Below are 21,808 nucleotides of genomic sequence, written 5' to 3' on the forward strand. Positions count from 1 at the left end.
AGGGGTAAATCCTTAAATGAAAATGAGACAGTTTCACCGGTCGGTGTTCGGTAGCGTTGCTGTTAGCGCGCTCCTGTTCTCCGGTGCCGGTTACGCTCAGGAGGCCGATGAGGCTGATGTCGTAGAGGTTGTTTCCGAGACGCCGTCTTCCGAAGGCGAAGCGCGTCAGGAAAAAATCGTGGTCACGGGCTCGCTGATTGCACGTGATGAGTTTGCTTCGGCATCGCCAATCCAGGTGATCACGGCTGAAGTGGCAACGTTGGAAGGCTTGGTCGACACGGCTGCGCTGCTGCAAAGCTCGTCGCTGGCCGCTGGTTCGACGCAGCTGAACAACACGTTCCAGAACTTCGTCACCAACGGCGGTGTCGGTGCTCAAACTGTTGACCTTCGTGGTTGCGGTGACACCCGTACGCTCGTCCTGGTCGACGGCAAGCGCCCTGGTCCTTCGGGTACCCGCGGTGCGATCGCTGCACTCGACCTGAACGTTGTTCCGCAGTCGATCATCCAGCGCGTTGAGATCCTCAAAGACGGCGCATCGACCATCTACGGTTCGGACGCAGTTTGCGGCGTGGTCAACATCATCACGCGTGACACTGTCGACAAGCTCGAGCTGAACGCCCGTATCTCCCAGCCGTTTGAGAGCGGCGGCGAGCAGTACAGCGTTTCCGGTGCATGGGGCTTTGAGCTCGGCGACTTCGCGGACTTCACCTTCTCGGCTGAGTACCGGATGGACGAAGAGCTGGACATCAGCCAGCGTGACTACCTGAACTGCCCGCGCGACTACGTTCGCGACCCGGTCACCGGCAAGCTCATCGATCGTTTGAACCATTCGGCTACCTCGCCGGATATCAACGACCCGAACGCGACCTGCTATAACCTGTATTTCAACACGGTTATCGATGCTTTCTCGGGCCAACGTCTTGTCCCGACGCCTGATGGCATTTCTGCTCCGACCGCTTACGGCGTTTATATTCCCGGCTACCGCCCCCGCGTCGGCACCGGTGTTCTGCCGGACGGCTCGCGTTACTACGAAGACATCACTGACGCAGCGTTCCTTGGAAACCGTGACTTCTTCCCGAGCAACGAAAACCTCTCGCTGTTTGCGACCTCTGCAGTTGAACTTGGCGGAATCTCTTGGGATTCTGAAGTGCTCTACAGCAACCGTAAAACGGATGTTGAGGGATGGCGCCAGTTCTTCCCGATCATCGGCTCTGCGCAAAACGCTGCAGGCAACAACCCTGCCTATAGCTACATCGACGATCCGGGTTATGTGAACTCTGTTGGTGGTCTGGCACAGCTCGTCGCTCCGTTCCCGACCCAGAGCTCGATCGACATCGACTACTATTATGTCAGCTCTTCGCTTTCCGGCGGCTTCGCTCCCGGCATGCTGGACGACTGGTCCTGGAAACTGGACGGTTCTTACTCGCGCGGCGAAGGTACGTATTCGGGCAACCTGATCCGCACCTCGCTTTCCGGCGACTGGAACTATGACGGCGTCGCAGACACCGACGGCGATGGCGTTCCGAACACTGTTGGGCCCCCGACCATCGACTTCTTCGATCCGGGCATCCTGGACGGTTCGAAAGTCGCGGATCTGGTTGCTGCTATCGGCGACTACCACACCGGCAAAACCATCTACGAACAGACCACTTTCACGGCCGTCGTGGCTGGTGAGCTGTTCGAACTGCCTGCTGGCCCGCTGGGCATCGGCCTCGGCGCCGAGTACCGCGAATTCAGCATCGACGACCAACCGAGCGAGTTCTCTCGCAATGGCGACGTCTGGGGTTCGACCACGGCTGGTCCGACGGTTGGCAGCAACAGTGTGACCGAAGTCTTTGCAGAATTCAGCGTTCCGCTGCTCAAAGGCAAACCGTTTGCTGAAGATGTCGAGCTTTCGGCTTCTATCCGTGGCTTCGACTATGACGTCGGTGGTTCGGATTCGATCTACAAGGCCGGCCTCAACTGGCAGATCAACCCGATCCTGCGCGCTCGTAGCAGCTACGGCACGTCCTACCGTGCGCCTGCTCTGTTCGAACTGTTCCTGAAGGATCAGACGGGCTTCCTTGGTCAGACCTCGATCGACCCCTGTATCGACTGGGGTTCCAGCACCAACGATACCCTGCGCACGAACTGTGCATCGCTCGGTATTCCGGCGACCTATTCCGGCGCTGGTAACAGCTCGGCGACCGTCATCACCAATGGTGGTGGTACCGACCTGAAACCGGAAACCGGCGACACGTTCACTGTTGGTCTGATCCTGACGCCGACCGGCGCAGATCTGAACATCGCTCTCGATTACTACGAGATCGAAATCAACGACCAGATCACCAGCCTCGGTGGCCGTCAGATCGTTGCCAGCTGCTACGCTGGTTCCAGCTATCCGAACGACTACTGCGATCTGTTCGAGCGCAACCCGACTACGTTCAAAATCGACAACATCATGGCTCCGACCGTGAACATCGATTCTCAGGCGCAGCGCGGTCTTGACCTCGAAGTTCGTTACCAGAAGGAATTCAACTTCGGTACGATGACAGTCGACGGCTCGGTTAACTGGTCGCTGGAGCGTTACATCAACGTCTTCGGTTCGGGCTTCAACGCTGGTATTTCCAACAACGACTTCAACGGAACCATCGGCTTCCCGAGCATCGTTGGCGACGCATCGATCCGTCTGGATCGTGGCGATTGGACCTACACGTGGTTCACGGACTTCGTCGGCCGTCAGGACGACAACCGTTACTACGCTGCAGACTACAACGAGCCGCAGAACTACTTCGGTCTTCCGGGCCTCTACACCACCAGCACAGAAGCCGTTTGGTATCACGGCGCTTCCGTTCGCTGGCAGGGTGACTCCTGGACCTTCGCCGCAGGTGTGAACAACATCTTCGACGAAGCACCGCCGCAAGTTTCTGACATCGTGACTACGAGCGCCGGTAACACGCCGCTCAACGGCACGGCTTATGATGTTCGTGGCCGCCGCGGCTTCGTGAGCGTCTCGAAGTCCTTCTGATCCCTGATCAGAGACTAGATATTGGGGAAGGGCGGGCCATCTGGTCCGCCCTTTTTCTTTGGGCTTTCGGGAGCGTGGCGAATGTGTATGCGTGGGGCGTAGAAGTTTCCGGGGATGCCGTGTGACCCAAACCGCTGCCAATCCCGTTCGTGGGCTGACGACACGTTATGTGATCGTCGTTACGATTGCGATGGTTGTGGGGGCGGGGATATTCAAGTCACCGGCGCTGGTGGCGGCCAATGCCGGGTCGGAGGGGATGGTTTACCTCTTGTGGCTGGTCGGCGGGGCGATCTCGCTGATGGGGGCGCTTTGCTATTCGGAGCTGGCCGCTGCCTTCGCCCATCCGGGCGGGGATTATCATTTCCTGGAGCGCGCCTGGGGGCGCCGGTTCGCCTTTCTCTTTGCGTGGGCGCGCTTTGCGGTGATCAATACCGGGGCGATTGCGCTGCTCGGCTTTGTCATTGGCGACTATATGAACCGCGTGATCAGCCTCGGCCCGCATGGCCCGGCGATCTATGCCTTCGCAAGCGTTGCGCTGCTGACGGCGATCAAGCTGCGCCCGGCGGGCGAGGCGAGCGATAGCGGGTTGGTGGTGGGGCTGCTGATCGGGCTTCTTTTCCTGGTGGGGGCCGGAGTGAAGCTGGCGATGCAGGGCGCCCCGCCGCTCGCGCCGGGCGAGGCGGCGTCGCCCAGCCTTGGCGGCATCGGCTATGGCCTCGTCTTCGTGCTGCTGGCCTATGGCGGGTGGACCGAGTCGGCGACACTTTCAGCCGAAGTGAAAGATGGCGAGCGCGGCATGGTGCGCGCGCTGATTGCCTCCATCGCCATCATCACGGCGCTTTACCTGCTGGTCGCCTGGGCAATGCTGCGCGGGCTGGGGCTGGAAGGGCTCAGCCAGTCCTCCGCGCCGGCGGCAGACCTGATGGCGCGCGCCTTTGGCCCGTCGGCAGGCGTCGTGCTGGCGCTGACGGTCGTGGCGGCGGCGGCGACCTCGGTGAACACCACCATCATCGCGGGCGCCCGCACCACCTATGCCGGCACCGCGCGGCTGCCCTCGCTCAAATGGATCGGCCGGTGGAACGAGACGACGCGCAGCCCGCGCAACGCGATCCTCGCGCAGGGCGCCGTCTCGCTGGCGCTGGTGGGCTTTGGCGCGGCCTATAAAGGCTTTGAGACGCTGGTGGACTATACCGCGCCCGTCTACTGGATCTTCCTGATCGCCAGCGGCGCGGCGCTGCTGCGCCTGCGCGCGACGGCGCCGGACGCGCCCCGGCCATTCCGCGTGCCGCTATACCCCGCGCTGCCGCTGCTCTTTATCCTGTCGAGCGGGGCGATGCTGGTTTCGGCGATTCTCTATGTGCAGGGCGGGGCGTTCTTCGGCCTCGGCATTCTGGCGGCCGGCGGAATCGCCCTCTGGGTCGCGGGACCTGAGTCGCCCTGAATGCGGCGCCCTGAACCGGCGGGACATTCTGATTTTATGGGAGAAGGGTGGTGCCACCTGACAGATTTGAACTGTCGACCTCGTCATTACCAATGACGCGCTCTACCCCTGAGCTAAGGCGGCATTGCCGGTTGGGTTCGGGGGCTTTAGCGTAAGCCTGCCGATATGAAAAGACCATTTTGCCGCTGAATATGACAGACAATCACAAGAAGACTGAACAGGATGAGCGCGCCGCCCGCCGGGCAGAGGCGCTGAGGGCGAATTTGCGCCGCCGCAAGGCCGCTGCCCGCAAGGAATCGGGCTCTGCGCCGCCCGGCGGCGGGACGAAGGACGGCTGAAGCCGATCCCTCTTCTGCTAGGCGTGGCTGGGCCGGAACTTGCCCGGATTGGCGAATAATTTCGCATTTCCCTTCACAATCCGGCCCTTACAAAGCCGCGAAGCACGGTATATCTGCCGCGCATGGATCGTCTTCACATCATCGGCGGCACCCCCCTCAGTGGCCGCATTCCCGTCTCCGGCGCCAAAAACTCGGCGCTGAAGCTCATGGTCGCCTGTCTCCTGACGGATCAGCCGATCGAGTTCACCAACATGCCGAATCTGGCCGACACGCGCTTTCTCGCGCAGTTGCTGGAAACGCTCGGCGTGGAGGTCTACTGGCCCAAGGGCTCCTCCACCTGCCACCTCAATGCGGCGGAGCTGAAGTCCACCATCGCGCCTTATGACCAGGTGCGGAAGATGCGGGCGAGCTTCAACGTGCTGGGGCCGCTGGTTGCCCGGTCGGGCCACGCCACGGTGTCGCTGCCCGGTGGCTGCGCCATCGGCGCCCGCCCGGTGGACCTGCACCTGAAGGCACTGGAAGCCATGGGCGCAGACCTGCGCGTGGAGCAGGGCTATGTGAAGGCCGCGGCCATCCACGGCCTCAAGGGCGCCCACATCAACTTCTCCACGGTTTCGGTCGGCGCGACCGAGCACACCATGCTCGCCGCCACGCTGGCCAAAGGCGAAACCATCCTGGAAAACGCCGCGCGCGAGCCCGAGATCGAAGACCTCGCCAACTGCCTCAACCAGATGGGCGCGCAGGTTTCCGGCGCGGGCACGTCTGTCATCCGCATCAAGGGCGTCGAGAAGCTCGGCGGCATCAGCTATCCGGTGATGCCGGACCGGATCGAAGCGGGCACCTACGCGATGGCCGCCGCCGCAGCGGGCGGGGACGTAACGCTGGACGGCGCCCCGGTTGCTGCCCTTGGCGCGATGATCGCCAAGCTGCGTGAAGCCGGCGTCACCATCGACGCCGACGAAGCCGCCGGCACCATCCGCATCCGCCGCAATGGCACGCCGCTCAAAGCCGTCAGCCTGTCGACCCAGCCTCACCCCGGCTTTCCGACCGACCTGCAGGCCCAGTTCATGGCGCTGATGTGTACCGCCGAAGGCACCAGCATCATCCGTGAAACGATCTTCGAGAACCGCTTCATGCACGCCCCGGAACTCTCCCGCCTTGGCGCCGACATTACGGTGCGCGGGCAGGAAGCTGTGGTGAAGGGCGTGAAACACCTCACCGGCGCGCCCGTGATGGCGACCGACCTGCGCGCCTCGGTGTCGCTGGTCATCGCCGGCCTCGCCGCCGAAGGCGAAACTACCGTCGCCCGCATCTACCACCTCGACCGGGGCTTCGAGCGCCTGGAAGAAAAACTCGGCAATTGCGGCGCGAAGATCACCCGCCGCTCGGAGGATGAGGAGTAGGGGTCGGCCCATGCCTGAACCCCTCTCCCTTGGGAGAGGGGCAGGGGTGAGGGGGAGCCACGTCTGAGCAAACCGGTTCGTTGAGGTGTTATGATCCCTCATCCCCAACCCCTTCTCCCAAGGGAGAAGGGGCTGCAAATTATCCCACATCTTTCCGTTGAGGTTGCGCGCCGAATACGGCATTCAACGCCTCAAGGCCAAACCGTCCGCTGGGGGCACAGCATGACCGAACTTAAATCCCTCCGCCTCTTCACGGAAGAAGCTGAAGACCTGAAAATCATCGCGGCGGCGGTGCAGGATTCGGTCGTGAAGGCGGGGAACCTGAAATACGAACAGAAGCAGCGCCGGTTCACGCTCGAGCTGAACCGCTATCGCTGGGAAACCGCGCCGACTCGCAAGGGCCAGCCGGGCGAGCGCGTGCGCGCGATCCTCGGCTTTGACGGCGTTATGGCGGTCAAGACGCGCGGCATCACCAAGGCAGATCCGGAATTGATCCTGTCGCTGCTCAATATCGAGTTCGCGCCGGACGCTGAGCCGCCGGGCGGCAAGGTCACGCTGCTGTTTGCAGGCGATGGCGAGCTGGAACTGACCGTCGAAGCGCTCGACGCGACCCTGCTCGACAGCGATTACGTCTGGCCCACCCGCAACGCCCCCAGCCACGAGCGCCGCAAGCGCTGAGCTGGCGAGAAGCCTCTCCCGCGCATCCTTCGACTTCGCTCAGGATGAGCTCTTAAACGCGGTGCCGGAGAAGCTCATCCTGAGCGAAGTCGAAGGATAGAGCGGGCGCCCCACCACATCCGCTGCCGCGCAAGACGGTTTCCTCCGGCGGGCCGCCGGTCTAGGAAGGGGCCTTTCCTGCCGGACACATCCTCCCATGCTTGGCGCCATTGCTCTTTTGCTGTCCTGCCAGCTGGCGGGCGAGATCATTCACCGGGTTGCCGGGGTGCCGTTGCCCGCGCCGGTGATCGGTATGCTGCTGCTGATCGGCTGGCTGGCGCTGTACCGGAAGGAGCGCCCCGGCCTTGAAGCGGTCAGCGCGTGGCTGGCAGCGCACCTGGCCATCATGTTTGTGCCCTCGGCGGTCGGCCTCATCGATCAGGGCGAGATCCTGAAACAGTACGGCGCCGGGCTGCTCGTCGCCGTCACCGTCTCCACCTTCCTCACCATGATCGTCACGGTGCTGGTGTTCCGCTGGGCCATGCGCTTCGTGAAGGATGAGAAGCACGGGGGAAGCGGCGCATGAGCCAGCTGCTCACCACCTGGATCTTCTGGCTGGCGGTCACGCTGGTCGTGTTCGAGGGCATCGACACGGTGTCCCGCCGCTTCGGGCGCCATCCGCTGCTCAATCCCGTGCTCTGGTCCACGCCGCTGCTGATCGCCATCCTGCTGGCGACGCATACGGACTATAAAACCTATTACGACGCCACGATGCTGCTGACCTTCATGTTCGGCCCGGCGGTGGTCGGCCTCGCGGTGCCCATCTGGGACCGGCGGGCGATCATCCGGCGCCTTGCCGTGCCGATCGTCGTGGCGCTTCTGGCAGGCGCGGTCACCGCCTTTGTCAGTGTCGTCGGCCTGATGTGGCTGTTCGGCGCCCCGCCGGAGCTGCTGGCCTCCGTGGCGCCGCGGGCGACGACGACGCCTGTCGCCATGGAGCTGACCGCAATGCTGGGTGGCATCCCGGCGTTGGCGGCGGTGGCGACGCTCTTCTCCGGCCTGCTTGGCGCGATGTCGGGCCGGCCGCTCTTCAACTTCATGAAGATCGACGACTATCAGGCGCGCGGTTTCGCCGTCGGCATCACATCGCACGGCATCGGCGCGGCCCGCGCCTTCCAGACCAGCGTTTCAGCGGGCACTTTCGCCAGCCTCGGCATGGCGCTCAACGCCATCGCCACCTCGATCCTGCTCTCGGCCCTGTCCCTTCTGTTCTGAGCTGCGGCCCGATGCCGCCTTCAGACTGCCAGCGCCGGTTCGCAGGGGGCATAGGCGGCCCAAAATGCCTGCTGGCTGTCTTGCCATAGGGGAATCTGCGGTCCATGTAGCGGGGTTTGAAAGTCCCGCAGAAAGCCCCGCATGGCCCGTCATCTGAATGCATCTGAGCCCGGTTTCGAGGAGACGCTGCGCCGTTTCCTGGAAGAAGACCGCGGGCAGGGCGAGGATGTCGCCAGCGTCGTGGCCGGCATCATTGCCGATGTGCGTGCACGCGGCGGCGCCGCCGTGGCGGACAACACCGCGAAATTCGACCGCCTGCAGCTCGATCCCTCGACGCTGCAGTCGGACAATGTGGACCTCGACCTGATCGCTGCAGACTGCCCGGCAGACCTGCGCGAGGCGATCGACTTTGCGCACGACCGTATCGCCGCCTACCACACCGCCCAGCGCCCGGCGGATCACCGCTTCACCGATGCAGCCGGTGTCGAGCTTGGCTGGCGCTGGACAGCGCTGGACTCGGTCGGCGTCTATGTGCCGGGCGGGCGGGCGAGCTATCCGTCCTCGGTGCTGATGAACATCGTGCCGGCGGTCATCGCGGGCGTGGAGCGCATTGTCATGGTCGCCCCGGCGCCGGGCGGCGAACTTGCCCCTGCCGTGGCCTATGCCGCGCGCAAGGCGGGCGTCACCGAATTCTACCCCATCGGCGGGGCGCAGGCGGTTGCCGCGCTCGCTTATGGCGCTGGCCCGATCGCCCCTGTGGATAAGATCGTCGGCCCCGGCAATGCCTTCGTCGCCGAGGCCAAGCGCCAGGTGTTCGGCAAGGTCGGCATCGACACCATCGCCGGCCCCTCCGAAATCCTCGTGATTGCGGATGCGACGGCCAATCCCGAATGGGTCGCCGCTGATTTGCTCAGCCAGGCCGAGCATGATCCGTCCAGCCAGTCGATCCTCATCACGCTGGACGCCGCCCTTGGCGCGGCTGTGGAGAAGGCTGTGGATAACCAGCTCGCCACGCTGCCCACCGGCGAGCGGGCGCGCGAATCCTGGCTGGCTCACGGCGCCATCATCAGCGCGCCCAATGCCGAGGCCGCTGCCCGCGCCGCCAATATCATCGCTGCTGAACATGTCGAGCTGTGCATCGAGGACCCGGACGCGATGCTGCCGATGATCCGCCATGCCGGCGCGGTCTTCCTCGGCCACCACACGCCCGAGGCGCTGGGGGATTACGTCACCGGGTCAAACCACGTCCTGCCCACCAGCCGGGCGGCGCGGTTCTCCTCCGGCCTTGGTCTCTATGACTTCCTGAAGCGCATGAGCATCCAGCGCGCCGGCCCCGGCGGCCTGGCCGCGCTTGCGCCCGCCGCGCTGCGCCTTGCCGAGGCCGAGCGCCTGCCAGCGCATGGCCGCTCCGTCTCCATACGAACGAACCAGGGCGGCTGACCGATGGGCGCGAACCGGCTCGTTGCCGTCCATATCGACGAGGAAACGCTCGGCGCCTCCGGTCCGGATGCGGAGCATGAGCGCCGCGTCGCCATCTTCGACCTGATCGAGGAAAACAGTTTCGGCCTGCCGGGCGAGGATCGCGGCCCCTATGTGCTCGCCCTCAGCCAGCATGAGCGCCGCCTGATTTTCGCCATCCGCACGGAGTCGGGCGAAGAAGTGCACACCTTCATCCTGTCGCTCTCGCCCTTCCGGGGCGTGATCCGGGACTATTTCAACATCTGTGACAGCTATTACGAAGCGATCCGCACTTCGACGTCCTACCAGATCGAAGCCATCGATATGGCCCGGCGCGGCATCCACAATGAGGGCTCCGAGCTTCTCAAAGAGCGCCTGGAAGGCAAGATCGACGTGGACTTCCCCACCGCCCGCCGTCTCTTCACCCTCATCTGCGCCCTGCATGCCGGCCAGACCCGCGCGCCGGGAACATGAGGGCCAGCAGGCGATCCCCCGCCCTTGCGCGGGTTGAAACCAGCTTCCTGAACCCCAAATGACCTCGCCGCTTGCCGGAATCTGCTGAAAGCTGTAAGGCGCGCGGCTAGTGATGCGTGGAAAAAGCGGCCAAGCCGCAGCCTCAGACCTGGAGAGGGCATGTCAAAAGAAGAGCTGATTGAATTTGAAGGCACGGTAGTCGAACTCCTGCCGAACGCGACCTTTCGCGTAAAACTCGAAAACAACCATGAAATCATCGCCCACACGGCTGGCAAGATGCGCAAGAACCGCATCCGCGTGCTCACCGGTGACAAGGTGATGGTCGAGATGACGCCCTACGACCTGACCAAGGGCCGCATCACCTACCGTTTCAAGTAAATCGCCATGCCGGGTAAGGCACCGCTCATTCTCGCGAGCGCGAGCCCCCGGCGTCTCGAACTCCTGGCCCAGATCGGCATTGTGCCGGATCGGGTCTCCCCCACAGACATCGACGAAACCCGCCGCAAGGACGAATCTCCGCGCGAGCTGGCCCTGCGTCTGGCGCGGGAGAAGGCGGCTGCCTGCGCGGGCGAGGGGGCTTATGTCCTCGCCGCCGATACGGTTGTCGCCCTTGGCCAGCGCAATCTCGAAAAAGCTGCGGATGAGGCGGAAGCTGCCGAGTTTCTCCGCCTGCTGTCGGGCCGGGCGCATCAATGCATCACAGGCGTCGCTGTGCGCGCGCCCAGCGGCCAGGTTGCCTCGCGCACGGTTCTGGCGCGGGTGAAGTTCAAACGCCTCACAGAGGCTGAAATCGCCGCCTATGTCGCCGGCGGCGACTGGAAGGGCAAGGCGGGCGGCTATGGCATCCAGGGCGCTGCCGGCGCCTTCGTCACCGCCATCAATGGCAGCTATACCAGTATCGTCGGCCTGCCGCTTTACGAGACGAAATCCCTGCTCGAAGGGCTCGGCTACCGGGGCTGAAGCGGGCCTTCGCCCCATTCTGGCCGCAAGCCTGTCTGCGGATTAATCCGAAAATTCCGGAACCATCCAGGCCCCGCGGAATTTACTTCAGCATATGAGCAATCCCGCTCTTGTTGATGGAGCCCGTGATGAAAACGCTTCTCGCCAGCTGCGCCGCCGTTGCCCTTATGGCAGCGCCTGCTCTTGCCCAATCCACCATTGATCCGGCCGCGCCCGACTCGATCCCGCTCGAGCCGCAAGTTGAACAGACGCTGGACCAGGACGACAGGATTCAGCCGGAGACGGACGTTCTCCCCGCTGAGCCGACGATGACCGAGAATCAGATGCCGTCGCCGGATGCCGGCATGGTCGCTGAATCGGAAACCGAAGTGGACGTGACCACCGAAGAAACCGCCATGGACAATTCCGAGCCGATGGTGACCGCTGAAATGGCGCCGGAAGAAGGCTCGCTGGACGCGGAAGTCGCGGAAGCCGAGCTTCCGGAAGAGTATTCGACGGATGACCTCAACGCCGTGATGCTCGCCAAGGTGAACACGGTCGGCACCGAGATCGCCAGCATGGACTCCCGCGTCGATGTCTGGGTTTCGGAAGGCTCCAGCGTTGACGGCCTCTATGTGCCGGAAGGCCAGGGCGACATTGACGCCGGCATCCACGCCGAGCCTCAGGCCGAGAACACGATGGAGGCCGATCCGCTCGCGAATGATAATCCGGCCACTGTTGAAGATGAGTCTGAATACTGATCACCCGATCAATGCGGAACAAAAAAGGCCGGCTCCTCGGAGCCGGCCTTTCTTATGGGCGTTTCCTCGCTTCGCCGGGCGTTATCGCCTCAGGCGCGTTTTTTAGGCGCGTTCCGTCAGCGACACAGCCGCCATCGTCAGGGCTGCGCCGGCAATGATGGCCAGCCAGATCGGGTTGCTGGCGGCGGCCGTGGTCAGCTCCACCTGCGCTTCGGTCAGGGCGGTGGTCACCGTATGGTCCACGCCGACAAAGGCAGAGAGCAGCTGGGGCAATTGCAGCACGGCAATCACCGCGCCCAGGAAGCCGAAGCTGCCAACCGTAAGCCGGCGGACCGCGCGTTCACGGCGCACGCGCTTCATGACGCCGTCGGTGAAAGGCTGGGCCTCCAGCGCGGTGTCCTCGGCGGCAAACAGCCGGGCGAGATCGCCATAGTTTTCTTCGTCACGCATCGTCATCACTCCTTTATGCCACATCGGCATTTGCAAGGCACGATCGCATCTGAGCGACGCCTCGCAGAACATGCGATTTCACTGTGCCAAGCGGCCAACCGGTGGCTTCGGCCGCTTCGCGGTGGCTGAGCCCTGCGGCGACGCAGAGCACAACGCAGACCCTTTGGGCTTCGGTCAGGCTGTCGAGTGCCCGTGCCAGGTCCATCTTCGTTTCGGTCTCGCTCGCCGAGCGGTCGAAGGGGATGATCTCCGCCGTCTCGTCGAATTCTATCTCCATCTTCTGGCGGCGGCGCCATTGCAGGAACTCCCGCCAGCAGATGGTGCATATCCAGGCGCTGAAGGTGCCGCCGGCATAGGTGGCAATCTTCTGCCAGGCGGCCAGGAAGGTCATCTGGGCAATGTCGTCGCCCTGGGCTTCCGAGCCGGTGAGGCGGCGGGCCATGCCGCGCACCCTTGCCTGGTGGCGGCGGACAAGTTCAGCGAAGGCTGTTTCGCTGCCTTTGGCCGCCGCGTGGGCGAGATCAGGATCTGAGCGCATGTCCCGCCCTCCAGAGACCACAAGCCTGAGATTACTCAGCTGCGGTTTTGTCACGGCCAAATGCCCACAGGCCGATGTAAGCGATGCCGATGAAGATCGGGAAGCAGGCAACGCCGAGCATCGGGCCGACAGCGTCGGTTTCTTCTGCGCCGATCAGGCCGGCCAGAACTGCGAAGGCGGCGCCGAAGGCCAGGAACAGGACGCCGCGGCGAAGGTCGGCGCGCACCGGGTCGGTCAGGAGAGACATTTTCTCCATCATCTCCGGAGAGAGCTCCTGCCCCTTGTCGATGGCCAGGCGCAGCGTCTCGTGAACGGTGTTGCGCTTGCGGGCGTTGAAGAAGCTCACGATCCATACGATCAGCGCAGGCGAGAGGAAGAGGACAGTGGGGACGACGATGCTTTCCATGTTCAAGCTGGTTACTCCTTTGGCGGGGGTGTTCTTGTGTCTGCGCAAGCGGTCTTGCCTGCGTTTCTGTCCGTAAGATGCCGCCAGGTGGCGGTATGGATGCAGGCCTGCGAAAAAATCTTCAGTCCCTCCGGATGGACCCTATCTCTTGCCCCAGGGCGCGGCGCGTCCTAAGCGCGGGAAGAGATGGTCAAGATTACCCCCAAAAGCATGCGTAAGCGCCATGTTGCGCCTGATCTGGCGACGCCGGAAGGGCGCGCCCGCGCCCGGCGCGAGCTTTATCTGGGCGATCATGGCTTCCTGCGGGTGTGGTTCTCGAACCTGCACCAGATCTCCCCGGAGATGTGGCGGGCAAACCAGCCTTCGCCCAAACAGGTGCTCGCCCACGCCAAAGAACGCGGCATCAAGACGATCATCAACCTGCGCGGCCCCACTACCAAGGGGTTTTACCTTCTGGAGAAGGAAGCCTGCGAGCAGGCCGGGATCGAGCTGGTGGACTACCAGATGTTCTCCCGTGAGGCGCCGACTGTGGAGAAGGTGCTGGGCGCGCGCGACCTCTTCGAGCGCATCCAGTATCCGGCCCTGATGCACTGCAAATCGGGCGCGGACCGGGCCGGCATCATGGCGGTCCTCTACAAGTTGCTGCGCGAGAAGGTGCCCTTCGAGGAGGCTGTTGAGCAGCTTTCCGGGCGCTATCTTCACATCCGCCACGGCAAGACCGGGGTGCTGGACGCCTTCTTCGAGGCTTATGCCAGCTTCAATGCCGGGCGCCCGCGCGAGGAATGGAAACCCTTCCTGGACTGGGTCCAGCAGGATTACGACCGCGCCGCCGTGAAGGCGGAATTCCTCGCCAAACTGGGCAAGGGGCCCCAGCTCGACCAGATCCTGCGCCGGGAATAGCCTTTTCAGCGGCTGGGATTCGTGCCAGCACAACGCCCAAGGGTCGAGGAGTGTTGCCGCATGAAAGCGGGGAGTCTGGTTGCGTTCGCCATTCTGGCGCTGTCCGCCTGCGCACGCGGGCCGAGTGATCATCAGGTGCTGGTGGAGTCCTGTGTCGCCAATGGCGAAACGGAGGTCACCTGCAGTTGCATTGCCGACGCGATGCAGAAGAACCTCTCCAAAGAGCTCTTCACCAAGACTGCCGACGCGGTTGGCCGGGAGAAGAAGGACATGATGTCTTTCGTCGGCGAACTGACGGTGGACGAGCAGATGTCGTTTTCGGCGGTGCTCGGCGATATGTTTGCCTGTTCTCTGACCGGAGAGGGCGGGGAGTAGCGATAAGGTGTGCCTGCAGGCTTGCGGAGATTTAAGCTCCGTCCAAAAGTGCAGGTGCTGGAACAGCTGGCGCAAGAATGCGATCAGCGGGATTGGGACCGAACAAGGAAGGGGATGCCCATGAAGTTCATTATTATCAACAGCTTCCGCACGATGATCTATGTGGCCTATATCGCCATCATCGTCGCGGGGATTGCTCTTGGTATCTACCAGAAGGGCCAGTTTACGGGCGAATTGCTTGGCCTGACCGGAACGCTGTCGCAGCTGGCAGACTTTGCCGTCTTCGCGTTTGGTGGCTGGGTTGCTGCCAGCCTGATCTGCGGCCTGATCGTGACGCTGCTGGACATCCGGGACGACATCAACGACCGCCTGCCGGACGCGCGCCGCGATATGTAACGTGGCCTCTGGTCAAACAGGGCCAGACTCAGATCATATGCCGTCAGGTGCACGCCACCTGGCGGCATTTTTATAAGAAAAATCAGGAGGAAACCGGGCAATGACCCCCATCGCGACTGCTGCCGTCTATATCGGCGTGAACATCCTTATCCTGTTCTGGCTGTCCTTCCGGGTGGTTGGCCGCCGCCGGTCGGCGCAGGTCTCCCTCGGCACGGGCGGCGACGCCCAGCTCGAGCAGCGCGTCCGCGCCCATGGCAATGCGTCCGAATACATCCCGGTCACCATGCTGGGCCTGTTCGTGGTCGCCAGCCTCGCCGCGCCGCTTTGGGCCATCCATGCCATCGGCGGGGTGTTCACCCTTGGGCGGGTGCTTCACGGGTTTGGCCTCTCGGGCAATATCATGGCCTCACGCGCCTTCGGCATGGTGCTCACCTGGCTGGGCATGCTCGGCGCCGCTGTGGCCCTGTTCTGGTTCGCTTTGACCTGATCTGGCGCGCAAATGCCTCAAAAACACACGGTCTGACACAGCCCGTACGCAATAAGGCACTGTTTGGGTGGCACCGGGCCAGTTGCGCACCGGCCCGGTGCGGTCCATTTACCGATGATGGCTGATTCCCAGATTTCCCCCGAAAACACGCTTTCCGATCTTCTCGACCAGTGCCGCAAGGCCGGGGCCGACGCGGCTGATGCGCGCCTCGGAATCGCCGATGGCGTCAGCGTATCGGTGCGCGATGGCAAGCTCGAAAGCATCGAGCGCGAAGAGAGCGCCAGCATCGCCCTGCGTTGCCTGTTCGGAAAGCGCCAGGCCAGCGTCTCTGGCGCCGACCTCAGCCGCGAGGGCCTGAAGACCCTGGCAGAGCGCTGCGTCGCCATGGCCAAGGCCGTTCCTGAAGACAAATTCTGCGGTGTGGCAGACCCCTCCCAGCTGGTGCAGGGCAATGCCGATATGGACCTTTCCGGCGAGGCGGAACTCTCTGCCGATCTGCTGGAACGTGAAGCACTTGCAGCAGAAGCCGCCGCGCTCGCTGTGGCCGGTGTGAAGACCGTGGCCGGCTGCGGCTCCTCCTGGAACCGCTCGTCCCGCTGGGTCGCCTCCAGCAATGGTTTCCGCTCTTACAAGACTGGCACCTCCACCGGCCTTGGCCTCTCCGCCGTCGCTGAAAAGGACGGCCAGATGGAGCGCGACTATGACAGCTGGTCGGTCCGCTTCCTGAAGGATCGCCCCGGCGCAGAGGAAGTCGGCAAGACCGCCGGCGAGCGCACCATCGCCCGCCTCGGCGCCCGCAAGATCGCTACCCAGAAAGCCGCCGTCATCTTCGACCGCCGTGTCTCTGACAGCCTGCTGGGCGCCTTCCTCGGCGCGATTTCCGGCCCATCGATTGCCCGCGGTGTCAGCTACCTGAAAAACCGCATGGGAGAGCAGGTGTTCGCCAAGGGCATCTACATCACCGACGATCCCTTCCGCCCCCTCGGCATGGGCAGCCGCGTGCATGATGGCGAAGGCCTGCCGGTCGCCGAAACGCATCTCATCGAAGACGGCAAGCTGACCACCTGGCTGCTGAACCTGCCGTCCGCGCGACAGCTTGGGCTACAATCCAATGGCTTTGCCTCACTCGGTTTTGGTGATCCGCCGGGGGTCACGACCTCGAACGTGTACCTGCGGCCCGGCAAGGACAGTCCTGGCGCCCTCGCCAAGCAGGTCGGCAAGGGCCTTCTGGTGACCGATATGTTCGGCCCCTCGATCAACCCCAATACCGGCGACTATTCGGTCGGCGTGGCGGGCTTCTGGATCGAGAATGGCGAGATTGCCTGGCCGGTCTCTGAAGTGACAGTGGCGGGCGATCTGCCCTCGATGTTCGCGCGGATGATCCCGGCCAGTGACCTTGAGCTGCGCTCTACGCGCGATGCACCCTCGATCCTCATAGAGGACATGAACCTTGCTGGCAGCTGACCGGACCCTCGAACAGGATCTGCTGCTGATGCAGGCGCTGGCCAAGGAGGCCGGTGACCTTGCTCTCTCCTACACACTGAAAGGCGGCGCCGAAGCCTGGAACAAGACCGGCGGCAAAGGCCCGGTCACCGAGGCCGACCTCGCCGTGAACCGGCTTTGCCTCAAACAGCTCCAGTCTGCCCGGCCGGATTATGGCTGGCTTTCCGAAGAAACACTGGACGATCCGGCGGCGCGGGCAACCTCGCGCGTCTGGGTGGTCGACCCGATTGACGGCACGCGCGCCTATATGCGCGGCGATCCAGACTGGTGCATTGCGCTCGCCATCGTGGAGGAGGGGCAGGCGGTTGCCGGCGTTCTCTATGCCCCGGCGCTGGGCCAGATGTATGCCGCGCGCAGGGGCGCTGGCGCCTTCCTCAATGGCGCGCCAATGCGCGTTTCGCACCGCAATCAGGAAGAAGGCCTGCGCCTCATCACCAATGAAGGCGTGGTGACCCATCCTTCCTGGCCCGAGCCGTGGCCGGAAGTTGAGGTCGCCCGGCCCAAGCCGAATGCAACGCTGCTGCGCATGGCATTCGTCGCCTCGGGCGACTGGGACGCCACCCTCGTGCTGGGCGAGAAGGCGGACTGGGATGTGGCCGCCGGCGCTGTGCTCGTGACCGAGGCAGGCGGGCAGGCTACGACCCATCAGGGCGAGCCACTTGTGTTCAACCGGACCATACCTGCCCAGCGCAGTGTCCTCGCCTCTGGAAACGCGCTGCATCCTTTGTTAGTGCGCCGCTCGGGAGTGGTACGCATTCCCGATCCGCAGGCCAGGGCGCCAGAGCACCCGCCTGCCACAACGGAGCCTAAACGGATGAACACGAGCGCGAAAACCGGCAAACAACTGCTGCACATCGTCTTCGGTGGTGAACTGAAAGACGTTACCGATGTCGAATTTGAGGACCTGTCCCAGATCGACTTTGTCGGCGCCTTCCCGAACTATCAGGAAGCCTATGACGCCTGGAAATCGGCCGCCCAGCGGACGGTAGACCAGGCCGAGATGCGCTACTTCATCCTGCACGCCCACAAGCTGCTGGACCCCGCGACAGGGGATCACCATCACCTCTGATACGTCCCCGGCGCCCAAGGAAAAGGACCAGCGCACGCTGGTCCGATTGTTCCGGGCGCATTTCTGGCCGCAGAAAGCATGGTTCATCGGCGGCACGCTGATGGCGCTGCTCTCGGCGGCGTGCAGTATCGGCTATGTCGCCGTGCTCGACTATGTGGGCAACGGCCTGCAGAGGGACATTGAGAAAGCCGCTGGCGGCGCTGCCGCGTCGATCGACTGGATCTGGGCGGGCATCGCCACCATCATCCTGCTGACGATTGGCCGTGCGCTGTCGATGTACTGGATGAACCTGCTGAACAATACCGGCGTCCAGCGCGGCCTCGTCGGCGTGCAGACGGTCCAGTATGACGCGCTGACGGATGGCGACTTTGCGCGGATTTCCGGGGATGCCTCCGGCTCCTACGTCTCGCGCTTCATCAATGATGTGGTCGCAATCCGTGAAGCGGCACTGCGCTTTGCCAACAACTTTCCGAAGAGCCTTGCCACGGTCATCGGCGTGCTGGCCTGGCTGTTCTGGAAAGACTGGCAGCTCGCGCTGATCATCACGGTCGTCTATCCGCTGGCGCTCGGGCCGGTTGTCTCGCTCGGAAACTCCGTCCGTAAGCGGTCCAAACGCGCGCAGGAACAGACTGGCGAGATCACCTCGCTGCTCACTGAGGGCATCCAGTCGGCCCGCGTGGTGAAAGCCTATGGGCTGGAAGACTGGCAGAAGGCGCGCGCCGCGAAAGGCTTTACCGAACGTTCGCACCTCTTCCTGAAAGTGCTGACCAAGCGCGCGGGCGTTGACCCAGTGCTGGAAGTTTTCGGCGGCTTTGCGCTTGCCGCCTTGCTTGGCTTCGTTGCCTGGCGCATCGCGCAGGGCGAAAGCACGCTGGGCGATTTCCTCGGCTTCATCGCCGCCGTCGGCATTGCCGCGCCGGAAGTGCGCGCGCTGGGCGCTATTGGCGCGGTCGCGCAGGAAGGCGCCGCCGCCGCTGACCGTGTGTTCGAGATTGTCGATCAGCCGCCCGTGGTCGCAGACCGCACAGGCGCCGGAAAGCTCGAAAACGTCCGGGGTGAGATCGAATTCCGCGATGTTCACTTTGCCTATCCCGATGGCACGCAGGCCCTCAAGGGGCTCAGCTTTGCCGCCCGGCCGGGCGAGACAGTGGCGATTGTCGGCGCGTCTGGCGCGGGCAAGTCGACCGTTTTCAACCTGCTCATGCGCCTCTATGATGCGTCGGCCGGAAGCGTCCTGGTGGACGGCGCCGATGTGCGTGATGTGACCGGCGCGAGCCTGCGCGGGCAGATGGGCCTCGTGGCGCAGGACTCTGCCCTGTTTGACGACACGATTGCCAACAACATCGCCCTTGGCCGCATTGGCGCGAGCCGCGAAGAGGTCGAGGCCGCTGCCCGCGCCGCGAACGCGCATGATTTCATTTCTGCGCTGCCCGGTGGTTATGACGCGCCGGCTGGCGAAATGGGGCGTAACCTGTCTGGCGGACAGCGCCAGCGCGTGGCGCTGGCTCGCGCCATCCTGCGCGGCGCGCCGGTCCTGCTGCTGGATGAGGCAACCTCTGCCCTCGACGCGGAAAGCGAAGCAAAGGTGCAGGCCGCGCTAGCGGGGTTCGGCAAAGGCCGCACCGTGCTGATCATTGCTCACCGCCTCTCCACCGTGCGCGCGGCAGACCGCATCATCGTGATGGAAGAGGGTCGGGCAGTCGAAGAAGGCAGCCATGAAGCGCTGATGGCAGCAGGCGGAGCCTATCGCCGGCTGGTGGAGCTTCAGCTCAGCTGACCGATCAACCCGCCGGGCGTTCCTGCGGCAGTTGGGTGGCAGCGTGACGAATGAAGCGTTCCAGCTTCTCCGCGCTTTCGGCGCCCTGCACGGCAACGCGGCGGTTGGCGATATAAGTCGGCACGCCGGAAATACCCATCTGGCGGAACATGTCGGCTTCCTGGCGGGTCGCCTCGACATCAGCGCCTGATTTCAGAAGATCGGCAACAATCTCCGGGTCCAGATCAATCGAGCGGGCAATGTCGATCAGCACGGCGTGATCGCCAATGTCGCGCGCTTCGTTGAAATAGGCGCGGAAGAGGGCTTCCTTCGCCGCCGCGCCTTTTCCCTGGCCCTGCGCCCAGCGCACGAGGCGGTGGGCATCGAAGCTATTGGGGCGGTGCTTTACGGCATCGAACCGGTAGGGAATGTCTTCGGCATTGCCGTAATCGACCAGCGCCTGGCGCATCATCGCCATGCGTTCCTTGCCTTCTGGCGAAGTGATGCGGCTGTCCATGTATTCCTTGTAGGCGACGCCGCCGGCCGGAATGGTGGGATCGAGTTCATACGGGCGGAAGAGCAGCTGGACCTGAATATCCGGCGTTCGCGCAATCGCTTCCTGAATGCGGCGCAGGCCGAGCCAGCACCAGGGGCAGACGAGGTCCGAGACCATTTCGATGGCGACGGTCATGGGCGGTCCTCCTTGCTTTGGTTCTTATTGCCGCGAGTATAGGCTCAATATGCCTCTTCGGCGAAGACCTTGCTCACGTCGCGGTTCCACGGGCCGTAATAGCGCTGCAGCAGGCGCTCGGCTGGCGTGACGCCCGAGGCGGCGATCTCGTCGAGCCCCGTCAGGAAGCCTGTTTCATCGTCGCCCGCCGCCGAAAGAACGCGGCCCTTCAGGCCAGCCCGGCTGATTTCCAGCGCCTCTTTGGCAAGATCCTGCATCGAGCGGCCACCGGGGATCGGCGTATTGAGGCCGAGTGTACGCACCGCCTGGCGCATTGCTTCGCGCTCCGGCGCCGTCCAGTTCTTCACCAGGTCCCAAGCCGCATCCAGCGAGGATTGCGAATAGAGCAGGCCGGTCCAGAAGGCGGAGAAGGCGCAGAGCCGGTCCCACGGGCCGGAATCTGAGCCGCGCATCTCCAGGAAGCGCTTCAGGCGCACTTCCGGGAAGATGGTGGAGAGGTGATCGGCAAAGTCGTCCATCGCAGGCTTTTCACCCGGCAGGATCGGTAGCTTGCCATCCATAAAGTCGCGGAAGCTAAGGCCCGACGCGTCGAGATATTTGCCGCCCCGGCGCACGAAATACATCGGCACATCGAGGGCGTAGTCGACATAGCGCTCAAACCCGAATCCATCTTCGAACACGAAAGGCAGCATACCGGACCGGTCCGGATCGGTGTCGGTCCAGATATGCGAGCGGTAGGAGAGGAAGCCATTCGGGCGGCCTTCAAGGAAGGGCGAGTTCGCAAACAGCGCCGTGCCGAGCGGCTGTAGCGCCAGCGACACGCGGAATTTCTGGATCATGTCGGCTTCGGAGCCGAAATCGAGATTGGTTTGCACGGTCGAAGTGCGGAACATCATCTGGCGGCCAAGGCGACCCACCTTGTCCATATAGGCCGTCATGATCTTGTAGCGTCCCTTGGGCATCACCGGCGTTTCCGCCATGCTCCACACGGGGCTGGCGCCAAGGCCAATGAAGCCGACCCCAAGAGGCTGGGCAATCTCACGCACTTCCTTCAGGTGGCGGCCCACCTCGATACAGGTCTCGTGGATGGATTTCAGCGGCGCGCCGGAAAGCTCGAACTGCCCGCCGGGCTCAAGGCTTACGCTGGCGCCGTCTTTTTTGAGGCCGATGAGGTATCCGCCCTCCAGAATCGGCTCCCAGCCGAACCGGTCCCGCAGGCCTTCCAGCATCGCCAGAACGGACGCTTTGCCTTCATAGGGCAAGGGCTTCAGGCCGTCCCAGATGAAGCCAAATTTTTCATGCTCTGTGCCGATGGCCCAGTCGGTACGGGGCTTTGAGCCCGCTTCAAGGTACTCGACCAGCTCATGCTTGCCAGAGATGCGCGGTGACGCTTCGTCGATGTCGCTCGTTGGCGTGGTCATCGCGGCGCTCTCCTGAAACTGTTTCTCCGGCAGGGGAGATAAGGCTGAAATGTGGCATCGCCA

24 protein-coding genes and 1 tRNA gene are annotated in these 21,808 nt (G+C 63.5%); 19 read left to right on the plus strand and 6 right to left on the minus strand.

Annotation, left to right across the window (positions count from 1 at the left end):
* Positions 1-16 precede the first annotated feature (16 nt).
* Together K1X12_RS10490 and K1X12_RS10495 are read left to right on the plus strand one after the other, a co-directional pair.
* A complete protein-coding gene (locus K1X12_RS10490) occupies positions 17-3,007 on the plus strand; it encodes a TonB-dependent receptor domain-containing protein (RefSeq protein WP_220987546.1) in 2,991 nt (996 codons plus the stop codon).
* Positions 3,008-3,128: 121 nt separating this feature from the next.
* A complete protein-coding gene (locus K1X12_RS10495; protein WP_220987547.1) occupies positions 3,129-4,448 on the plus strand; it encodes an APC family permease in 1,320 nt (439 codons plus the stop codon).
* 48 nt (positions 4,449-4,496) lie between these two features.
* On the opposite strand, the gene K1X12_RS10500 is transcribed toward K1X12_RS10495, so the two are convergent.
* A tRNA-Thr gene (locus K1X12_RS10500) sits at positions 4,497-4,571 on the minus strand.
* A 68-nt stretch (positions 4,572-4,639) separates the two neighbouring features.
* On the opposite strand from K1X12_RS10500, the gene K1X12_RS10505 reads away from it, so the two are divergent.
* The 10 genes from K1X12_RS10505 (at position 4,640) to K1X12_RS10550 (ending at position 11,753) form a co-directional block, all read left to right on the plus strand.
* Positions 4,640-4,786, plus strand: coding sequence for a hypothetical protein (locus K1X12_RS10505; RefSeq protein WP_220988934.1), 147 nt, complete (start codon positions 4,640-4,642; stop codon positions 4,784-4,786).
* Between the two features lie 122 nt (positions 4,787-4,908).
* The gene (gene murA / locus K1X12_RS10510) at positions 4,909-6,189 is read left to right on the plus strand and encodes a UDP-N-acetylglucosamine 1-carboxyvinyltransferase (protein ID WP_220987548.1); all 1,281 of its coding nucleotides are present in this window, start codon (positions 4,909-4,911) and stop codon (positions 6,187-6,189) included.
* Positions 6,190-6,411: 222 nt separating this feature from the next.
* Positions 6,412-6,867, plus strand: a complete 456-nt coding sequence (locus K1X12_RS10515; protein ID WP_220987549.1) for a DUF2948 family protein — start codon at positions 6,412-6,414, stop codon at positions 6,865-6,867.
* Between the two features lie 196 nt (positions 6,868-7,063).
* The gene (locus tag K1X12_RS10520; RefSeq protein WP_220987550.1) at positions 7,064-7,432 is read left to right on the plus strand and encodes a CidA/LrgA family protein; all 369 of its coding nucleotides are present in this window, start codon (positions 7,064-7,066) and stop codon (positions 7,430-7,432) included.
* Positions 7,429-8,121 (plus strand): LrgB family protein, encoded by a 693-nt coding sequence (locus tag K1X12_RS10525; protein WP_220987551.1) that lies wholly within the window; start codon positions 7,429-7,431, stop codon positions 8,119-8,121. The genes K1X12_RS10520 and K1X12_RS10525 overlap by 4 nt, the downstream gene beginning before the upstream one ends.
* A 141-nt stretch (positions 8,122-8,262) precedes the next feature.
* Positions 8,263-9,561: a histidinol dehydrogenase gene (gene hisD / locus K1X12_RS10530; RefSeq protein WP_220987552.1), complete on the plus strand. Its 1,299-nt coding sequence runs from the start codon at positions 8,263-8,265 to the stop codon at positions 9,559-9,561.
* 3 nt (positions 9,562-9,564) lie between these two features.
* Positions 9,565-10,053, plus strand: coding sequence for a UPF0262 family protein (locus tag K1X12_RS10535; protein WP_220987553.1), 489 nt, complete (start codon positions 9,565-9,567; stop codon positions 10,051-10,053).
* Between the two features lie 159 nt (positions 10,054-10,212).
* Entirely contained in the window at positions 10,213-10,431 is a 219-nt protein-coding gene (gene infA / locus K1X12_RS10540) for a translation initiation factor IF-1 (protein ID WP_220987554.1), read from the plus strand.
* Between the two features lie 6 nt (positions 10,432-10,437).
* Complete coding sequence (locus K1X12_RS10545) at positions 10,438-11,013, plus strand: Maf family protein (RefSeq protein WP_220987555.1); 576 nt, start codon at positions 10,438-10,440, stop codon at positions 11,011-11,013.
* Between the two features lie 128 nt (positions 11,014-11,141).
* Positions 11,142-11,753, plus strand: a complete 612-nt coding sequence (locus tag K1X12_RS10550) for a hypothetical protein (protein ID WP_220987556.1) — start codon at positions 11,142-11,144, stop codon at positions 11,751-11,753.
* A gap of 102 nt (positions 11,754-11,855) precedes the next feature.
* On the opposite strand, the gene K1X12_RS10555 is transcribed toward K1X12_RS10550, so the two are convergent.
* From K1X12_RS10555 to K1X12_RS10565, 3 genes are read right to left on the minus strand one after another with little or no spacing between them, the layout of a single operon-like run.
* Complete coding sequence (locus tag K1X12_RS10555; protein ID WP_220987557.1) at positions 11,856-12,203, minus strand: hypothetical protein; 348 nt, start codon at positions 12,201-12,203, stop codon at positions 11,856-11,858.
* Between the two features lie 13 nt (positions 12,204-12,216).
* Entirely contained in the window at positions 12,217-12,741 is a 525-nt protein-coding gene (locus K1X12_RS10560) for an RNA polymerase sigma factor (protein ID WP_220987558.1), read from the minus strand.
* A gap of 31 nt (positions 12,742-12,772) precedes the next feature.
* Positions 12,773-13,147 carry a DUF6249 domain-containing protein gene (locus K1X12_RS10565; RefSeq protein WP_225908104.1) on the minus strand — a complete coding sequence of 125 codons (375 nt, stop codon included), beginning with the start codon at positions 13,145-13,147 and terminating at the stop codon, positions 12,773-12,775.
* Between the two features lie 186 nt (positions 13,148-13,333).
* On the opposite strand from K1X12_RS10565, the gene K1X12_RS10570 reads away from it, so the two are divergent.
* From K1X12_RS10570 to K1X12_RS10600, 7 genes are all read left to right on the plus strand, one after another.
* Complete coding sequence (locus K1X12_RS10570; RefSeq protein ID WP_220987560.1) at positions 13,334-14,047, plus strand: fused DSP-PTPase phosphatase/NAD kinase-like protein; 714 nt, start codon at positions 13,334-13,336, stop codon at positions 14,045-14,047.
* Between the two features lie 60 nt (positions 14,048-14,107).
* Entirely contained in the window at positions 14,108-14,422 is a 315-nt protein-coding gene (locus tag K1X12_RS10575; protein ID WP_220987561.1) for a hypothetical protein, read from the plus strand.
* Between the two features lie 120 nt (positions 14,423-14,542).
* Positions 14,543-14,818, plus strand: coding sequence for a hypothetical protein (locus K1X12_RS10580; RefSeq protein ID WP_220987562.1), 276 nt, complete (start codon positions 14,543-14,545; stop codon positions 14,816-14,818).
* Positions 14,819-14,918: 100 nt separating this feature from the next.
* The gene (locus K1X12_RS10585) at positions 14,919-15,305 is read left to right on the plus strand and encodes an MAPEG family protein (RefSeq protein WP_220987563.1); all 387 of its coding nucleotides are present in this window, start codon (positions 14,919-14,921) and stop codon (positions 15,303-15,305) included.
* A gap of 114 nt (positions 15,306-15,419) precedes the next feature.
* Complete coding sequence (locus K1X12_RS10590; RefSeq protein WP_225907943.1) at positions 15,420-16,769, plus strand: TldD/PmbA family protein; 1,350 nt, start codon at positions 15,420-15,422, stop codon at positions 16,767-16,769.
* Complete coding sequence (locus K1X12_RS10595) at positions 16,756-17,877, plus strand: inositol monophosphatase family protein (RefSeq protein ID WP_225907944.1); 1,122 nt, start codon at positions 16,756-16,758, stop codon at positions 17,875-17,877. Before K1X12_RS10590 ends, K1X12_RS10595 begins: the two co-directional genes overlap by 14 nt.
* A gap of 46 nt (positions 17,878-17,923) precedes the next feature.
* A complete protein-coding gene (locus tag K1X12_RS10600; RefSeq protein WP_225907945.1) occupies positions 17,924-19,654 on the plus strand; it encodes an ABC transporter ATP-binding protein in 1,731 nt (576 codons plus the stop codon).
* 4 nt (positions 19,655-19,658) lie between these two features.
* Here the strand turns inward: K1X12_RS10600 and K1X12_RS10605 are convergent, their stop codons facing one another.
* Together K1X12_RS10605 and K1X12_RS10610 are read right to left on the minus strand one after the other, a co-directional pair.
* On the minus strand, positions 19,659-20,324 hold the full coding sequence (locus tag K1X12_RS10605; RefSeq protein WP_220987564.1) for a DsbA family oxidoreductase: 666 nt from the start codon (positions 20,322-20,324) through the stop codon (positions 19,659-19,661).
* A 44-nt stretch (positions 20,325-20,368) separates the two neighbouring features.
* Positions 20,369-21,745: a glutamate--cysteine ligase gene (locus K1X12_RS10610; RefSeq protein WP_220987565.1), complete on the minus strand. Its 1,377-nt coding sequence runs from the start codon at positions 21,743-21,745 to the stop codon at positions 20,369-20,371.
* Positions 21,746-21,808 lie beyond the last annotated feature (63 nt).

This window comes from Hyphomonas sediminis, from assembly GCF_019679475.1.
GTDB lineage: Bacteria > Pseudomonadota > Alphaproteobacteria > Caulobacterales > Hyphomonadaceae > Hyphomonas > Hyphomonas sediminis.

Excerpts from the sequence above, each read along its gene's own strand:
- K1X12_RS10570 (WP_220987560.1), top strand. The coding sequence starts at position 13,334 with ATGGTCAAGATTACCCCCAAAAGCATGCGTAAGCGCCATGTTGCGCCT.
- K1X12_RS10565 (WP_225908104.1), bottom strand. The coding sequence starts at position 13,147 with ATGGAAAGCATCGTCGTCCCCACTGTCCTCTTCCTCTCGCCTGCGCTG.
- K1X12_RS10515 (WP_220987549.1), top strand. The coding sequence starts at position 6,412 with ATGACCGAACTTAAATCCCTCCGCCTCTTCACGGAAGAAGCTGAAGAC.
- K1X12_RS10605 (WP_220987564.1), bottom strand. The coding sequence starts at position 20,324 with ATGACCGTCGCCATCGAAATGGTCTCGGACCTCGTCTGCCCCTGGTGC.
- K1X12_RS10590 (WP_225907943.1), top strand. The coding sequence starts at position 15,420 with ATGATGGCTGATTCCCAGATTTCCCCCGAAAACACGCTTTCCGATCTT.
- K1X12_RS10525 (WP_220987551.1), top strand. The coding sequence starts at position 7,429 with ATGAGCCAGCTGCTCACCACCTGGATCTTCTGGCTGGCGGTCACGCTG.
- K1X12_RS10550 (WP_220987556.1), top strand. The coding sequence starts at position 11,142 with ATGAAAACGCTTCTCGCCAGCTGCGCCGCCGTTGCCCTTATGGCAGCG.
- infA (WP_220987554.1), top strand. The coding sequence starts at position 10,213 with ATGTCAAAAGAAGAGCTGATTGAATTTGAAGGCACGGTAGTCGAACTC.
- K1X12_RS10520 (WP_220987550.1), top strand. The coding sequence starts at position 7,064 with ATGCTTGGCGCCATTGCTCTTTTGCTGTCCTGCCAGCTGGCGGGCGAG.
- K1X12_RS10610 (WP_220987565.1), bottom strand. The coding sequence starts at position 21,745 with ATGACCACGCCAACGAGCGACATCGACGAAGCGTCACCGCGCATCTCT.
- K1X12_RS10535 (WP_220987553.1), top strand. The coding sequence starts at position 9,565 with ATGGGCGCGAACCGGCTCGTTGCCGTCCATATCGACGAGGAAACGCTC.
- murA (WP_220987548.1), top strand. The coding sequence starts at position 4,909 with ATGGATCGTCTTCACATCATCGGCGGCACCCCCCTCAGTGGCCGCATT.
- K1X12_RS10545 (WP_220987555.1), top strand. The coding sequence starts at position 10,438 with ATGCCGGGTAAGGCACCGCTCATTCTCGCGAGCGCGAGCCCCCGGCGT.
- K1X12_RS10580 (WP_220987562.1), top strand. The coding sequence starts at position 14,543 with ATGAAGTTCATTATTATCAACAGCTTCCGCACGATGATCTATGTGGCC.
- K1X12_RS10490 (WP_220987546.1), top strand. The coding sequence starts at position 17 with ATGAAAATGAGACAGTTTCACCGGTCGGTGTTCGGTAGCGTTGCTGTT.
- hisD (WP_220987552.1), top strand. The coding sequence starts at position 8,263 with ATGGCCCGTCATCTGAATGCATCTGAGCCCGGTTTCGAGGAGACGCTG.
- K1X12_RS10555 (WP_220987557.1), bottom strand. The coding sequence starts at position 12,203 with ATGCGTGACGAAGAAAACTATGGCGATCTCGCCCGGCTGTTTGCCGCC.
- K1X12_RS10575 (WP_220987561.1), top strand. The coding sequence starts at position 14,108 with ATGAAAGCGGGGAGTCTGGTTGCGTTCGCCATTCTGGCGCTGTCCGCC.
- K1X12_RS10585 (WP_220987563.1), top strand. The coding sequence starts at position 14,919 with ATGACCCCCATCGCGACTGCTGCCGTCTATATCGGCGTGAACATCCTT.
- K1X12_RS10560 (WP_220987558.1), bottom strand. The coding sequence starts at position 12,741 with ATGCGCTCAGATCCTGATCTCGCCCACGCGGCGGCCAAAGGCAGCGAA.
- K1X12_RS10505 (WP_220988934.1), top strand. The coding sequence starts at position 4,640 with ATGACAGACAATCACAAGAAGACTGAACAGGATGAGCGCGCCGCCCGC.